The organism is Marinomonas arctica, assembly GCF_003259225.1.
In the GTDB taxonomy this organism is placed as follows: Bacteria; Pseudomonadota; Gammaproteobacteria; order Pseudomonadales; family Marinomonadaceae; genus Marinomonas; species Marinomonas arctica.
Genome location: NZ_QHJF01000003.1, coordinates 20301 through 36606, shown reverse-complemented (window position 1 = coordinate 36606; position 16306 = coordinate 20301). Strand labels below are relative to the sequence as shown.

Annotated in this window: 12 protein-coding genes; 7 read left to right on the top strand and 5 right to left on the bottom strand. The window is 42.6% G+C overall.

Annotated features, from left to right (window positions below; genetic code table 11):
• Positions 1 to 46: 46 nt before the first annotated feature.
• On the top strand, positions 47 to 808 hold the full coding sequence (locus tag DK187_RS01985) for a sulfite exporter TauE/SafE family protein (protein WP_111605665.1): 762 nt from the start codon (positions 47 to 49) through the stop codon (positions 806 to 808).
• A 163-nt stretch (positions 809 to 971) separates the two neighbouring features.
• Here DK187_RS01985 and DK187_RS21470 read toward each other — a convergent pair whose 3' ends face one another.
• Complete coding sequence (locus tag DK187_RS21470) at positions 972 to 2270, bottom strand: methyl-accepting chemotaxis protein (protein WP_111605664.1); 1299 nt, start codon at positions 2268 to 2270, stop codon at positions 972 to 974.
• 349 nt (positions 2271 to 2619) lie between these two features.
• On the opposite strand from DK187_RS21470, the gene DK187_RS01975 reads away from it, so the two are divergent.
• A complete protein-coding gene (locus tag DK187_RS01975; RefSeq protein WP_111605663.1) occupies positions 2620 to 3597 on the top strand; it encodes a type IV toxin-antitoxin system AbiEi family antitoxin in 978 nt (325 codons plus the stop codon).
• Positions 3598 to 3652: 55 nt separating this feature from the next.
• Here the strand turns inward: DK187_RS01975 and DK187_RS01970 are convergent, their stop codons facing one another.
• Complete coding sequence (locus tag DK187_RS01970) at positions 3653 to 8083, bottom strand: hypothetical protein (RefSeq protein ID WP_162623468.1); 4431 nt, start codon at positions 8081 to 8083, stop codon at positions 3653 to 3655.
• A 410-nt stretch (positions 8084 to 8493) separates the two neighbouring features.
• Here DK187_RS01970 and DK187_RS01965 point away from each other — a divergent pair, with 410 nt between their 5' ends.
• The gene (locus DK187_RS01965) at positions 8494 to 8793 is read left to right on the top strand and encodes an addiction module antidote protein (protein ID WP_111605661.1); all 300 of its coding nucleotides are present in this window, start codon (positions 8494 to 8496) and stop codon (positions 8791 to 8793) included.
• 27 nt (positions 8794 to 8820) lie between these two features.
• Here the strand turns inward: DK187_RS01965 and DK187_RS01960 are convergent, their stop codons facing one another.
• The 3 genes from DK187_RS01960 to DK187_RS01950 all read right to left on the bottom strand — a co-directional run bounded on the left by DK187_RS01960 (position 8821) and on the right by DK187_RS01950 (position 11577).
• Positions 8821 to 9423 carry a DNA-3-methyladenine glycosylase I gene (locus tag DK187_RS01960; RefSeq protein WP_111605660.1) on the bottom strand — a complete coding sequence of 201 codons (603 nt, stop codon included), beginning with the start codon at positions 9421 to 9423 and terminating at the stop codon, positions 8821 to 8823.
• Positions 9424 to 9431: 8 nt separating this feature from the next.
• Complete coding sequence (locus DK187_RS01955; protein ID WP_111605659.1) at positions 9432 to 10586, bottom strand: hypothetical protein; 1155 nt, start codon at positions 10584 to 10586, stop codon at positions 9432 to 9434.
• Positions 10587 to 10668: 82 nt separating this feature from the next.
• Positions 10669 to 11577, bottom strand: coding sequence for a LysR family transcriptional regulator (locus DK187_RS01950; RefSeq protein ID WP_111605658.1), 909 nt, complete (start codon positions 11575 to 11577; stop codon positions 10669 to 10671).
• A gap of 201 nt (positions 11578 to 11778) precedes the next feature.
• Here DK187_RS01950 and DK187_RS01945 point away from each other — a divergent pair, with 201 nt between their 5' ends.
• From DK187_RS01945 to DK187_RS01930, 4 genes are all read left to right on the top strand, one after another.
• On the top strand, positions 11779 to 12810 hold the full coding sequence (locus DK187_RS01945; protein ID WP_111605657.1) for an amino acid ABC transporter substrate-binding protein: 1032 nt from the start codon (positions 11779 to 11781) through the stop codon (positions 12808 to 12810).
• A 110-nt stretch (positions 12811 to 12920) separates the two neighbouring features.
• On the top strand, positions 12921 to 14153 hold the full coding sequence (locus DK187_RS01940; RefSeq protein WP_111605656.1) for an amino acid ABC transporter permease: 1233 nt from the start codon (positions 12921 to 12923) through the stop codon (positions 14151 to 14153).
• Positions 14154 to 15512 carry an amino acid ABC transporter permease gene (locus DK187_RS01935; RefSeq protein ID WP_111605655.1) on the top strand — a complete coding sequence of 453 codons (1359 nt, stop codon included), beginning with the start codon at positions 14154 to 14156 and terminating at the stop codon, positions 15510 to 15512.
• Positions 15512 to 16282, top strand: coding sequence for an amino acid ABC transporter ATP-binding protein (locus tag DK187_RS01930; protein ID WP_111605654.1), 771 nt, complete (start codon positions 15512 to 15514; stop codon positions 16280 to 16282). The genes DK187_RS01935 and DK187_RS01930 overlap by 1 nt, the downstream gene beginning before the upstream one ends.
• The last annotated feature ends 24 nt before the right edge of the window (positions 16283 to 16306 follow it).

The following is a 16306-nucleotide window of genomic DNA, read 5'->3' as shown; positions in this document are numbered from 1 at the left end:
TTTTATTCTCTTCTGACTCGCTCAAGAGTCATTTAAGGACGATGTTATGGATTACAGTTTATTCACAGTGTCGCTGTTGATCGGTACAGGGTTTGTTGCTGGCATTATTAATACGCTGGCTGGCGGTGGTTCCAATCTGACCTTGCCTGCTTTGATGGTCATGGGCATGCCAGCTGACATCGCCAACGCAACCAATCGTGTCGGCGTATTTTTACAGAATGTGGCAGCGACCTTTGGCTTTTGTAAAGCCAAAAAACTGGATAACGCTGATATCCTACCGGTGATGATTCCCTCCTTACTTGGCGGCGTTGTCGGAGCATTTGCGGCCAGTTACGCGCCAGAGACTTGGTTAAAACCGCTTTTGCTCAGTGCCATGATTGGCATGACAATTATTATGATTGTGCGTCCGACTATGATTGCGCCGCCAGAAGGCACGGTGCCCTTTAAAGTGTCGGAAAAACCCAGCGCTTGGATTGCCTTATTTATCGCCGGTGTTTATGGCGGTTTTGTGCAAGCGGGCGTGGGTTTTATCCTGATTGCGGCCTTGGCTGGTACATTACGGTATGACTTAGTACGGACCAACGCGCTGAAAATGGTCTGTACACTCGGTTTTACTGCCTTAGCATTAGGGGTGTTTATTTGGAACGATCAAATCCTGTGGGTTCCAGGGCTGATACTCGCCTCCGGCACCATGCTTGGTTCTTTTCTTGCCGTGAAAATGGCCATTAAAGCCAATCCAAGTCATCTGAAATGGTTTCTTTTTATCATGACGGTTTGTGGCAGTGCGGCTGCATTGTTGAGTGATTAAGTACGCTTTTGTGATAAAAAAATCAAACAAAGTAAGTGCCAAAGTGTTGCAGCTTTAGCACCTAAATGAGACCTAGTTAGATTTAAAAATGGGTGTTTCTTCTCAAAATTAACTTTGCCATAGACAGTTCGATAATAAGTGAATGTACGAGGTGTTAACGAAATTAATTCTTCATTTTATCAACCATTTCGACGAATCTTGCTACACCGGATGTAATTTCCATTAGGCCTCGCGACACTTCGTTAATACTTTCTTGGCCGTGCAAGGCGATGCCTGTTACGGAGTTCAGCATCACGTCCATTTCATTGATTAAATTATGGTTTTTTTCGACAACCTGACCTATTTCTGCCGTAGCGATAGCGGTATTACTGGCTAACTTTCGGACTTCATCTGCAACAACAGAGAAACCTCGTCCCGCATCGCCCGCGCGTGCTGCTTCAATGGCGGCATTGAGCGCGAGTAAATTCGTCTGGTCAGCAATAGCGCGAATGGTAACAACAATGTCGGAAATACTTTTAGATTGTGTTTTTAGTAAATTGCCGATATCGGCGGCATGTTTTACTTTTTCCGCAATCTCTTTTGATGTTTGTACGGATGCGTTTAATATTTCGACGGCATTGGATGAAACTTGGCTCGTTTCTTCCGATGTCGCAGCAGCCAGTTCAATCGCATTCATGGCATTATTGACTCGTTCCGTAATGTCAGACGCAAACTTGATAACCTTATAAACGCGACCTTTTTCATCAAATATGGGGTTATAGGTGGCTTCTAGCCAGATCGTTTTGCCTGTGCCATCAAAACGCTGGAAACGTCCAGAGAAGTGTTTGCCACGTGCTAAATCAGACCAGAAACTGGGGGTTTCTCGGTAAAATTTTTCATCACAAAAGATCTTATGATGTTTGCCTTTAATGTCTTGTTCATCGTATTTCATAGCGCGTAAAAAATTGCTGTTGGCATGAAGTATATTGCCTTTAGTGTCAAACTCTATGACGGCAAGTGATCGGTCTAACGCTGTCAAAACGGCATTTTTGTTTGCCAAGGATGCTTGTATTTCGGTGATGTCATTGGCTATTTTAAGCACTTTAGTGACCTGACCATTTTCATCACACACTGGAAAATAGCTGGCTTCTAAAAAAATAGGTTGTTTGTTTTGCTTGAAACGTAAAAAAGTACCCTTGAAGGATTTTCCTGCCTTTAGCCCATGCCAGAATTGCTTGTAGTCAACGGACTGTGTGTACTCGGTATCGCAAAAAATACGGTGATGCTGCCCAATGATTTGCTCTAGTTTATAACCTACCGCATCTAAGAACAGTGGGTTAGCATCCAATATCACACCCTCAGGACTAAAGCTGATACTCGCGGTATTTTGCTTAATGGCGTTTAACTCATCTTGGCATTGTTTTAACTGTTGAAGTTTGATTTCAATGTCAGATTGTTTATCTATTTTTTTACCGAAAATCATGTTGGCTATCCTTGATAATGAGCAGTCATTGTTAAACATCGAGCGTTTTATGCGAACAATTCAAAACTCTTGTGGTATTAAAAATACTATCTCTAGAGTGTGGCTTAACTCATGAGAATTTGCGTACTGATGTGGTAAGTTTTTATGCAATTGTGTAATGATTTATCACCGTTTAATTTTTCTTCTGACTTAATCGATGTTTCCCCACACAACACTGTTTTTCGCATGGCCGTTGATGAGTTCCATGGATTGCATGAGGGTGAAAAGACATTTGTATTATTTGACGTTCATAGATATAGTTTGTTCATGAATCATGAACGAATATGAAGAGTGAACAACAGTGTCAACGATGACAAAACAATCTGCATTGGCTGTGAATGCGTTGGCGATACTGCCTGCCCATATTAAAGCGGACTTCGTCCAAAATGAGGGCATTAACGGTGAGTGCTTTACCGATGGTGAATTGTGTTTAACCATGAGTGGTGATGAATATCATTTCTATGTTGCAGTAAAAACTATTCATCGCAAGGAAAGTTTAACCACATTACTGGTTGATGCTGCCCCTAATACGTTACTGATTTGTAATCGCCTGACGCCTTATTTAGCTGACATTTGCATGGAAAATGAGGTTAACTTCATTGATACTGCTGGCAATGTGAGGATTAACAACGGTGCTCTGCATATTTGGATTGAATCCAAAAAACCTAATCCATCACAGAACGATATAAACCTTACCAACAAAAACAACAAGTTAGGTGAAGGCGCTGCCAAGTTACTGTTTTTGCTGTTATCTAAACCCGAAGTGCTTAATTTGTCATACCGAGAGATTGCTGAATACGCCAATATTTCATTGGGCATGGTGAGCAAAGGCTTGGGAATTCTTCAAGCTGAGTCGTTAATTAGCCTTGGGGATACGAGACGAATACTGGACACAGAGCGAATGTTAAGCCTTTGGATCGAATCTTATCGTTTATCGATTAGAGCAAAGTTAGGGGGAATTCGTTTGCAGTTAGAAGGCGAATGGAAAGATGTACCAATGGAAGAGAACGACTTTTGGGGCGGAGAAGTTGCAGCAGAACAGTTAACCCAGTACCTTCATTCTCAGGAGTTACAGCTGTTTACCCGCCAGCCGTTACAAAAGAAACTTGCCCAACTTAAATGCCGCCCGAATCCAGAAGGCAATTTATGGTTAGTGCCAGCCTTTTGGGGCGACAAATTAGCATGGTCAGAAACAAGCCAAGCACTATTGGCCGTTGCAGAATTAGCCGCGAGCAAGGACAGCCGCAATATAGAAGTCGCAAGGATGATACATGAGCAATATTTATGAACTAAAGAACCCACTGAACCCTGCATTTGAGCCAGTGTTTTTATCGTGGAAAACTCTATGGCTCGATCAGCTTCTCTATGTCTTGAACGCCTTTATCAAGGAACCAATACTGAGCAGCAAGCACTCTATCAATGAATTCCTCGTCATCGCTAAGATCGGCTTCTTGAAGAAGTGATTTCAAGGTGGAGAGTAATGGTTCTTTTTGTGAAAAATGTACAGGCTCGGCTTCATCACTAAAGCGTTCGATTACTTTTTCTAAAGTGTTTAGAACTTCATTTGGCATATGTAACACATTCTTTTCTAGCCAGTAAAAAACTCCATCTATCTCCCTAGGTTTGGCTGATGTAGAGTATTCAATGAATAAATTTATTGTTTCTAAGCTAACGCTGTGTAGGGCGTTTTTGTTACTTAATGATCGTTCAAACTTAAAGTAAATAGATTCGGAATCTTGATTCACAAAAAGTCTTTTTAGTCCTTCTAAGCATTTACTTGCATGTTTTTTATTCGCATAGTTGGCTATCAGTACTTGCCCTAGACCCTCTTTAGCCGCTTCATTTTGATGAGGTAAGTCATGCCAAAGATCTTCCTCAGAAATATAGTCTGACAAGTAACAAAGCGTCGCCAACCTGCCCCAAGCTTCAGCACTTTTTTTATCGTTAATGAGCTTAAGTTTATTAAGGTATGGTTCTACTAAATCGAAGTTCTCATGATATTGATAGTACAGAATCTGTTCGAGGTGTTTTAACAACCTTGATGAATCATTTTTCGTAATAATATCAATCAGCTGCCAACCGAACTCTGAGTTCTTACTTAGAAAGTAAGGAAACCGTCTCAAAAATGTTGCTCTGACTACCATTGAGGCATCTTTGGCAAAGCGCGTTAGAAGTTGCTTTAAACTGGAGGTGATTTCTCTGTGTTTTTCTAAGCGATCATTGCATATTATTAATACTGTTTCTGCTGCAACCCCTCTTACTGAGTTAATTCCTTTTCCGACAAGGGATTCAGTTTCATTGTCTTCATTAGGGTTAGGGTTAGGGTTTGTACTAAGTTGCCATAGTTGAAAGCACAAGCGTTCAACTGACTGGTCGTCTTTTAAAATATGACTACATGCTTGAATTGCTCTTGCGTGAGAGTATTTACGAAAATCATGTTTACCGTAACGCTCAACGAGACTTAATAACTCCAAAGCTAATGATTGTCCGTCAGGGAGAGGTTGAACCTCTTTCCAATTAGATGTTTGTACATTGCCAAATCGATGACTTAAATGGGACGCTATTCCGTCAATAATTGATAGTATGCTGCTGATCGGAGAACTTGATTGGTAGAGTAAGTGCGCTACAGGAATAAACTTAAGAGGTGTTTGGGTCGCTGCTGAAGTTAATGCACTCTCTACACTATTAAGGCCGCCAAGAAGATGGTCAGAGAAACCATTTTCATTAGTGTAATGTTTCAAAACATTCACAAGACCATCACTAGAGAAGTTTAAAATTTGATCTATTGATATGGGAGATGTAACAGTTCCTGACCATCCAGTAATATTTGGCTGTCTAAGAAGGTTAGGCGTGCCATACTGCCTTTCACATAAGACAAAAGTGTCAAACAGCTCTGGTAGACGATATGAGGCAGGAACCCATATTAAGTCTCCATACATTCCCTTTAGAGTCCAGTAATCCTGACGTTCTTTATCCTCATAGTGATTAAGTATATTTCGCTGATGCTCTTCGCGTGTTTTATTAGAGATATAAGGATAAGCAGCAAGAGCTAGAGTACCTAATTCAAACTCTAAGTTACCGTATTTGAATAGGTTTTTATTTGTAAGGAGCGCAGAAATACCTAAGACATTTCCAATGATGTTTTCGTGGTAGGATTCAATCAGTAAATAAATTAGACCGAGATCATCGCATACTCTTAGTTTAGGTTCGAAACTCTTCCAACAACCATCGTTTTTATTACATCGTTTTTTCATAGCTTCTCCAACAGCATTTAAAAAATTGCTGGTAGAGCTACCAAAATATATATCTCTGTGTGTATGCCGTTTTTCATAAGATGTATTTTTTAAAAAATCTACATAAAAATCTGAATTATTACTTTGTGTAACGCTAAGCAGGTAGTCCAAAGCACTATTAAATAGTTCATCAGAAACTTTGAGTCTTTCTTCAAAATAGTTTGCTGTTAGAAAGTCGTGAGGATTGCAGTTGAATTCTAGCTCGCTACTAGCATCAAGTTCACTAATCGGCTTAGTATTTAAAGTGATATACATCCATAATAGGTGATCACCTTTTCCTGTAGCCTCTATATACTGACAAATGCTTTTGCCAAGGCTAGGGTGATCTTCCTCACTATGTTCTAATAGCTTTTTCAATAGACTATCTAAATCAAGATTGTTCCAGACTTTGTTTTTTTCTAATTCAGATGATATTAACCAACTCAAATTTCTAATATTTAACCATTCGTCATCAATTGCTATATGCCATATTTTTATAATTTCATTTTCATTTCCTTTAAAAAATTTTGATAGGAAATATATGATTGCATAGGAATGATTATGTGGATTTTTTACATCGATATTCGAAATTAGCTGATTATAAATAAGTAGAAACCAACTTTCACTGCTGGCTCTTTCTAACAGGCGGCGGAATAATTGAGGGTGCTGATTTGATAGTGTAATGACTAATGCAATATCGTGTCCGCTCGCTTCCATTTCAGCTAATGTCTCTACGGCGAGACGTTTTAAATGCATTGATACTTTATCTGATAATAAGAATTCGCGTAATTGTCTAATGCATTGCTTCGGGGATCTATTTTTCAATGTTTGAATTAATGATCTGACAGCAGGGCGAATGAAAGGGAGTTGAGGTTGCGATGTAGAAAACGCTAATAGTGTTGTACCATTCTGAAATGCTTGTCTGATTCGAAGCGCATCAGCTAATGTTTGATGGCTAAACATTAGCTGATTAGGTCCTACCTCCATAATAATCTGTTTGCTTAATAGGTATTGCAATTGATCAGGGGAAACATCTAATGATCTTTTTTGGAACTCATAACTACGCAGCTTTAATAAACCAAGAGACGTTTCCTGTAACGTATTCAGAACAACTTGCCCAAGATTGGCGTCTTTTTCAACAAGCTCTTGAAGATATATGTCATAAAGGTCATGCTCTCCAATCTCATCTATCGTCATTCCTTTGTGTAATAGCTCATAAAAGAGTCTTAAGTTTTGAGGAATTACTAATACGTTTTTCAGTTTGTCGCTGAGTTGACTAACGGTATAGCCCCATTTATAAAATAATGGAGCAATGCTATCATTGAACGAAAGAGGCGAAATTGAAATAACTTCACCCCATTTCATTTCTCTTAATAAAGGGTCATATTTGGCATCAAAGGAACGGCTAGCAGCAACAACAGTAATGTTCGGGATTTTGGATAAGCCTGCAATCATACCTAAGAAACATCTAAGGCTATTGTGGCTTCTGCCCACGGCCAAAACATCAAGAGAATCTATTGCTATGACGATATGTCTTCTATTGGCCAAATAGGCGCATTGAGATATGAAGTCTTTAGGCAAGCCATATTGTTCTAAGTCTTTTAATGTATTGATGGATGCAAAAATATCGCCTTTGATAAATAAAGAGACAGTTTCTTTTTGCTCATCCAGATCGTCCATGAGATCAAGCAGAAGGCATGTTTTTCCGCCACCCGCTATATCTTCTAATAGAATTGAGGGTACTTTCTGCTCGATTGCTTGTTTGAGTAAAGTCAGATCTTCTCTGAGTATTTTTTCTCCACCAATGCTTCTTACCCATTGCCTACCTTGGGTTGAAAAGTCGCGAAATGACTGTATCAATTTGCTTTCATTAAAGGTGACAGCTTGATGAATCCCACGTTCACGCAGCATATCCAGAATGTCTTGCCGCTCTAAAACAACTTTATGATCTGCAAGGTGCAGATGTTGATGATCTACATAGTTATAGATTAGTTCAAGCGCTGTATTTGCTCTTGGAAATGTCGGCTTCAATAACTCATGACTTAGGTCTTGCCATTCGTATAAGCCATTTTGAGGGCCAATTTGAATCCTTTTTATCAATGATAATGCTGTGGCTGCATCAATGTCCCAAATTTTTTTGATGTCATCGAAAGTATCTCTCTGTCCTTGAGGTGCATCTCTTAAAAAAGCTGTTAAATCTGGATGTATTGAGCTTTCTTCGATGAGACGCTGAAAGCTACCAAACGGTGTACGAGAATAGAAATGAACTGCGTAGTTTGGTTTTGAGAGTAACTGAAGTTTGCAGGATTTAAGCTCTTTAATGAAAGTGGTATCTGTTAGCTTCCATGCTTCGTGCTTGGCTTGATTGATTTTTGCTTGAATAAATGTTCTATCGCCATTTTTATATAAGATAATTATATCATCTTGGTATACAGGCTTTGTGTCGTCAGGAGTAGATACCGCATCGACTTGTATTCCAGATATATTTTCATCTAGAAGCATCTTTACCGTCCAATAGAGAGCGACAGACCTTTGATATGCGTCTCCACGGTTGGATCGGATTCCTGCTAGACTCATTTTGGACTTCCCTTTTGATAATCAGATAAAGACATCGACCAAATGCGGCCTTTTATTATTAATGAACAATAATGGCTGTGAACGTTTATTTTGTATATACCAAAGAAAACCTATGTGTCGTTTTCTTACTGGTCTATTACTCTCCTTCCCTCGCCCGATTAATTTCTTCCTGCATCAAACAGTGTTCTACATGGTCGTTAATGAATTACATGGGCTGCATGATGGTGGAAAAAAAACGTTGAGGTTAGGCTAAAAAATAACCATGCCGTATCTAAGTGAATACGAATTGTTTTATGTATGATAAAACAGCGGACTACAAAACTGGGTGAGACAAGATGACTTCAATAAAAGAACTGACCAACTTTGATATGGCTGAGCAGCTTCGTACCGACGAAGACATTGCCGCCTACTTATCTATGGTGCTTGAGGATGGGGATACCGACGAGCTGATTCACGCGCTTGGTCATATTGCCAAAGCACGAGGCATGACGCAGATAGCCAAAGACAGTGGGCTTGGGCGTGAGAGTCTTTATAAAGCCCTTCGATCCGGTTCTCGGCCGCAATTTGACACAATAGTAAAAGTGCTTAAATCCCTTAATTTTGATTTGAAAGCCGTGATTCATTCGCAAAAATGAGCACATCGACTTCGATAGGATGTGCTTTTACGGCCTCTCAAACCCCTTCCTCGCCTGATCAATTTCTTCCCGCATAAAACAGTTTTCCGCATGGTCGTTGATGAGTCCCATGGATTGCATGAAGGCGTACATGGTGGTTGGGCCGACGAATTGCCAGCCGCGTTTTTTGAGTTCTTTAGAAAGGGCAATGGATTCCACGCAGGTGGTTTGGGTCTCGGGCGGTGGTAGGGTGTTTTCATCAGGTTCGTAGCGCCAGATGAAGGTGGCTAACGATCCTTCTTGTTCGACCATTTCTAGGGCGCGTTTGGCGTTGTTAATCACGGCGAGGATTTTGCGTTTATTCCGCACTATGCCTTTGTTATCCAGTAATTTAGCTACATCTTCTTCACCAAATTGAGCCACTTTATGAAAATCAAAGTGGTGAAAAGCGAGACGAAAATGGTCACGTTTGCTTAAAATGGTGCGCCAGCTTAGTCCAGACTGAAAAGTCTCTAGACACAGCTTTTCAAATAATCGCTGGTCGTTACTAACCGGAAAGCCCCATTCGTGATCATGGTATTCAGGAAAGTCTGGCGCAGAACTGGCCCACGCGCAGCGGGTTTGATGCTGTTTGGATGTTTTTAACGTCATAATTGGTACTAATCACAGGCGAGAGTGCCAACGTCTGATAATACAGCATAATAAGTAAGGCCAGGCTTAAAGGTGTCTTGGTTAGATGGAATAATATTGTCATATTTGGTAAGGGTGATAACCGGTGCGGTCAAATACCCTTTCGAAGCGATGGAACTGCTGGTGTTGATGGTGGTTTGAATGTCTAATTTTAGGTCTTTTGGGTCTTGGTTTAATACTGCTTTAAGCATTTTTAGGCCGTCGTCGGTGAAAGAAAAGGCCGCATTTAAAGATAGGCTAGTTTCTTCGTTCGCATTGTAATACAGCTCTTCTGCGGCAAGTGTCATGGTGACGATTTTTAGTCGTTTGGCATCCTCACGTTCTTTAAGAGTTTGCAGTTCAGAGCAAGACATTTGATAGCGTTCTAGTACCAAACCATTTACGACGGTATAGCCGGAAGCGTTTTTCTTAGAACTCATATTGGCTGAGTTTGTTTCGGATTGAATGACGACGCCATTTTCCCATTCCGTATTTTCCGCCCAGTTATAAACCATGCGATTCGGAGCGATAGCCAATGTATCGACTTTAAGTCTGGCTTCATTCAGTGCTGTAAGCGCTTGATCTTTTAGTGTGTTTTCAGCAGCGCAAGCCGCCAAGGCGTTTTGTTTATCCACCGCTGATAAGCTGCCAGCATCCATTCCCTTGCTGTGCTCTATAAGACAGGATAAATAGTTTATATTGGCTTTTACAAAGCTCGCAGAAAGTAATTTCTCATCGCTCACTGCTTTAATAAACCTATAAAGAGGATTCGTGTCTGTGCTTTTATTTGCGTTATCAAAATCAGTCATGTGGGCAGAATAGTATTCTCGGTAGAGCTTGCCCTTGCGTTCTAGGATAGTGTCTTTTTTTGTGGACGGTGAGTAACCAAGTTCATTTAAACAATTTGTTTTAAATGGGGATCGATAACTGCTCGCGACACACACTTGGCCTGCTTTTAGTCCAAGTTGCCCATTTAAAGACACATAAGTGGTTTGCAACGGGTGGCCTTTCACAAACCATCTGCTGGGGTTCATCCCCACACCATCGTTTTGGGCTGATGAGGTGAGGCTATCGACAACATTGAGCTGATTACTGGAGCAAGCGCTTAAGAGCGAAGTAAAAACGAGTAATAGTAGAAAACGCATGGTAGCGCCTCCTTTTTATTTGCTAATTTATTACAAGGTAGGTCAATTTATGACCATTCACAAGGTGAAATTGCAGCGAGTGTTATTTGTCCAATCGTGTTTGTTTCTCCAGTTTGTTGATCAGGGTATCGTAAAATTCTTTGGCGAGGCCTGAGAGTGGGCTTAAGTTAGAGGTCAGCACTTCGAGCGGTTCAACAATATTGGGGGCGAAGGGTTTTAAGACGACGTTGGGCAATTGGAAGACTTTGTCAAAGTAGCGGAAATTTAAAATGTCGACAAGAGTGGCGCCCATGCCTAGGTTCACAAAAGAGAGTCCGTGAATGGTGGTATGCACTTCGAGTGTGCGGTTAAAAGGCAGCCCATTTTCTGCATAAAGGCGTTTTAGCGCTTTGGTGGTGGCGTTTTCAGAATCGAGTGTGATCCAGTTTAATCCTTGTAAATCATGAGGATGGATAATGTCTAACTGGGCTGCTGGATGGTCTTTGGGAACGGCGCAATAACAGGCGAGATCAAAGGCGACGGAATCGTGTTTCGAGGAGCTTTGGGCTTTATCGACTAAGCCAATTTGATATTGCCCCGAGGCAATACCTTGTCGAATCGCCGAACAACCAGAAAGGTGTAAGCTCACGTCTACGCCGGGATTCGCTCTCATGTATTCGGCAATCAGTTCGGGTAAAAACTGATAGGATGGGCCAAAAATAGTGGCAATGCGCAAGCGGCCGGTTTTGCTGTTTTTCGCGCTCTTGATACTGTCTTCTAAGTGGTTCACTCCTTGTAATAAACCGTACACTTCTTCGTGTAAGTAAAGAGCTTCGTCGGTTGGGATCAGTTTACCGTTATTGCGCACAAAGAGTTTGTAACCTATTTCATCCTCAAAATTGGCCAGCATTTTGCTCGCAGCCGGTTGGCTGACATAGCTGCGCTCTGCGGCTCGAGTGATGCTGCCAGTGACAAAGACTTCGTGAAAGATACGCAATTTATTGATGTTCATCGGCATAACCTAAAGTTATTAGACTATTAAAAATATTCAGTGTGATTATAAAAAATCTTCACATAAGATCGTAACGGTTAGTTGTTTGATCTGCATCAAAAGATTTAATAAAACGATGGGGTCGCGGACTCGATTCATAATAAAAATGAGTTCGAATAAAAAGAAATCACAAAATCAACAGCATTATAAAAGGAACGAACAATGAAAAAATTTTCTCTAGCATTAGCTGCAACGACCACGCTTCTAGCCGCAAACAGCTATGCCGATGAAAGCGCGTCAACGTTAAGTGCGGTCAAAGACCGCGGTTATGTGAACTGTGTCATCGGTAACTCTTTCCCCGGTTTTTATAGCCTAAACAAAGCGGGCGAATGGCAAGGCATGGACATTGATATGTGTCGTGGCGTGGCTTCTGCTGTGTTTGGTGATGCCTCTAAAGTGACATTTCTGCCCGTGCAATGGGCGCAAAGTTTTACCTCTATCAAGAGTGGTCAAGGTGATATTTTATCAAAAGGTATGACGTGGACCTTGTCCCGTGATACGCAGCAAGGCTTGGATTTCTTAGATACGTATTTTTATGACGGCCAAGGCTTTATGGTGCGCAAAGATTTGGGCGTGAAATCCGTCAAAGAATTAAAAGGCGCGACGGTGTGTGTACTGACCGGAACGTCGAGTGAACTCAACATCGCCGATTACAGCCGTGCGAACGATTTAGACATCAAAACCGTCGTGTTTGATGACTCTTCTGTGCGCAACACGGCTTTTTTTAACAACAACTGCGACGCTTTGACCAATGACAAATCCGGTTTGGCGGCGCAGCGTTCTGCCGCACCTAACCCAAGCGATTATGTCATTTTACCTGAAACCATTTCCAAAGAAGCCCTGTCTTTCGCGGTGAAGCAAAATGACAGTGAATGGGCGAATGTAGTGAAGTGGACCTTTGCTGCCATGGTGGCGGCAGAAGAGTTTGGTGTGAACTCACAAAACGTTGAACAGATGCGTGCGGACAGTCAAAGCCCTGTGGTTCGTCGCTTGCTTGGCGTTGAAGGCGACCTGCATGTTGGTCTAGGTTTGCCGCAAGATTGGGCTTATCAAGTGATTAAAAACGTCGGTAATTACGGTGAAGTCTACGAACGTAACGTGGGGGTAAACAGTGTGTTGGGTCTGGACCGTGACGGTACTCTGAACGCATTGTGGACTGACGGCGGAATGATGTACGCAAAATCTTTCCGTTAACACCTGATGGCGACACGTTATTGGGTGTAAGGGTTTCTAAATATCGTAATAGCTAGGCGTTTGCCTATCTATTGCGGTTTTGGTTTTCTTTCTTCGTTCGGTATATCGATATGATTCAGTCTTCTACGAGCAAGTCACAAAAAAGTCCCGTGAAGGGCGCTGGCTTGCCTTCGTCTGCGACACAAAAAAGACGGTCTCTGCTTAATAGTGATGCAAGCAGAGCGGTCATCCTACAAGCATTTGTCTTGATGTTAGCGTTATTCGGCCTATGGTTTTTATTTGCCAATGCCAGTGAAAATTTAAACCGTTTGGGCATGACGTTTGGCTTTGACTTTTTACAAGTGACCGCAGGATTCAACATTAGTTGGAGCCTCATTCCTTACGATCCCAGTATGAGTTATTGGCGCGTGTTTTTCGTCGGTATTGTGAATACCTTGATATTGTCTTTTTGCGTGATTGTTGTCGGTACTCTGATTGGCACCTTGGTGGGCATTTTACGTTTGTCTGAGAATCCCTTGGTGTCTCAATTGGCTCGTTGGTACGTGGAAATCGTACGTAATGTGCCCTTGTTAATCCAAATTATTTTTTGGTTTACCGTGGTGTTTTCTACCTTGCCTGCGCCGCGAGAAAGTTATCACCTAGGCGAATGGTTTTTTTTGAATAACCGTGGCTTGTATGTGACGACCTTACAAAGTGCCGTGTCATGGGGATGGGTTCTTGCCCTTGTTGCTGGCTTGATCCTGTTGCTTTATGGGTTGTTGCGTTGGTCTAAGCCGTACTACGCTTTGTCTGGTTCTCGTTCCAGTGGGTTCTATATTGGCCTAGTCGTTTGGGCATTGCTGGCTGGCTGGGTACTCTGGTTCTTTGTGAATGCAATGACTCTGTCTGTGCCGAGTCTGCAAGGTTTTAATTTCAGCGGGGGAGCTTATCTTCCGGCGTCATTTGGGGCGGCGTTTGTGGCCATGACGGTGTATCGATCTGCGGCGATTGCTGAAACCGTGCGTGCCGGTATGCAATCTATCGACAGAGGACAACACGAAGCCGCTTTTACCATTGGTTTCTCTCGTGTTCAGTCATTGCGTCTGATTTTAATTCCGCAGGCCATTCGATCCATTATTCCGCCGATGACCAATTCTTGGTTGACCAGTGTGAAAGATTCTTCGCTTGCGGTGGCGATTGGCTTTCCTGAATTGGTGTCGGTGTTTATGCAAACGTCGATGAACCAAACCGGCCGTGCCATCGAGATCATCTTTATGGTCATGGGGTTCTATATCTTCATCAGTTTGCTGATCTCTTACTTGCTCAACAAGTACAACGACAGCGTGCAGTATAAGGTGCGATAAATGGACGATCTAAACGTGAAAAATCCACCCGCTTTAAAGCAATTTATTCCGACGCCACCGCGTCCGCCACGTCAAAGTAAAAGTGGCATTTTCGGTACCATTCGTCAGCGTTGTTTTAACAGTATCGGCAACAGTGTGTTGACCTTGTGTGTGGTCGCTGTGCTGTTTTATTTAGTGAAACACGTGTTGGATTGGGCCGTGTTTAACGCCGTATTTATTGCGGATAATCGTCGTCAATGTATGGATATCAGTCCAGACGGTGCCTGTTGGGCGGGGGTTATTAGCTGGTTTAATGGCTTAATTTATGGGCGTTTTCCGGTGGACGAGCAATGGCGGGTCAATGTTGGCGTATTGCTTGGTTTGGTGTGGTTATTGCCGCTGATGTCTAAGCGTATACCTTTGCGTAACGTCATCTTATTGTCTTGGATCGGCCTGTATCCTTTTGTTGGGGCGTATCTTTTCTTAGGTGGTCGTTTTGGCGCGGAGTTGGGCTGGATACATGGCGTGATGACCTGCCTTGCCTTGGCTTTTCTAACCATTATCTACGTCAACTGGATCTTGTCAGCATTGGGTAAAAAAGGGCTAAACGAACTGTTCGTACCGCTGGTATCACGCTTCGTAGAGCGAAGAATTCATCTATTGAGCTTTGTGGCTGTGTGGTTGCTTATCGCGCTGGTGATGGCTTTGGTACTGAATCAAGTATCGCTGGAGCCGGTGGCCATTGAACGTTGGGGCGGTTTGTTTTTGACGTTTATTATCGCCAGTTTTGCTATCACCATGGCGATTCCTATTGGCGTGGTATTAGCGCTTGGCCGTCGTTCTAAGTTGCCCGTGATTCATTGGTTGTCGATGACGGTGATTGAATTAGTGCGCTCTGTGCCCTTGATCACTGTCTTGTTTATGGCCGTGACTCTGTTGCCTATCTTTTTACCCGCGGATGTGGAATTCAACAAGCTTGCGCAGGTGCTGGTGGCGGTGTGTATCTTTGCTGGTGCGTATATGGCGGAAAACATCCGTGGTGGTTTGCAGGCCATTCCCAAAGGTCAGTACGAAGCCGCCGCAACGCTTGGCTTAGGTTATCTGCATACCATGGCGCTGATTATTCTGCCGCAGGCGCTTCGAATGATGATTCCAAACATCATGACGTCGTTTATCAGTTTGTTGAAAGACACGACCTTGGTTTCCATCATTGGTTTGTTCGACATTATGTTGATGGCGCGCAACATTGCCAATGACAAAGACTGGGTGGGCATGCACACCGAACCTTTGGTGATGATTTCCGTACTCTTCTTTCTTTTTTGCTACAGCATGTCTCAATACAGTTTGACCCTAGAAAAACGTTTAAAGGTGGATCGCTAATGATGACGTCATCAGGCCATTTGGCTACAAAAAATACCACAAACACAGCGATTAAAATCGACAAGCTAAATAAATGGTACGGAGACCATCATGTCTTAAAAGACGTTTCTCTGGATATTAGTGAAGGCGAAATTATGGTGGTGTGTGGGCCGTCTGGCTCAGGTAAATCGACCCTGATTCGCTCCTTGAATCATTTAGAAGATTACCAAGAAGGCGTGGTTTCCGTGTTTGGTCAGCCGCTTTCTCGGGATCGTCAAAGCCATAAAATCATTCACCAAACCATGGGTATGGTGTTTCAGAACTTTAACTTATTTCCTCACCTTACTGTTTTGCAGAACTGTACTTTAGGTCTCACTTGGCTGCGCAAGATGTCAGAGCGTGACGCTGACAAAATGGCAATGCGTTTATTGGATCGGGTGGGTATTGCGCAATTGGCGACCCGTTATCCGGGGCAATTATCCGGTGGCCAACAACAGCGTGTGGCGATTTCTCGATCTCTCGCCATGGAGCCCAAAATCATGTTGTTCGACGAGCCAACCTCTGCGTTAGATCCAGAAATGGTCAAGGAAGTCTTGGACGTGATGATTGACCTTGCTAAAACCGGCATGACCATGGTGTGCGTTACTCATGAAATGCAGTTTGCCAAACAAGTAGCCGATCGTGTGGTGTTCATGGCCGATGGTGAAATCATCGAAGTTGGGCCACCGGAGCAGGTGTTAGTCAATCCCCAGTGGGATAGGACGAAAGAGTTTTTACAACACGTTCTCTGAAATCTTTGAACGATGGCAGCGCTC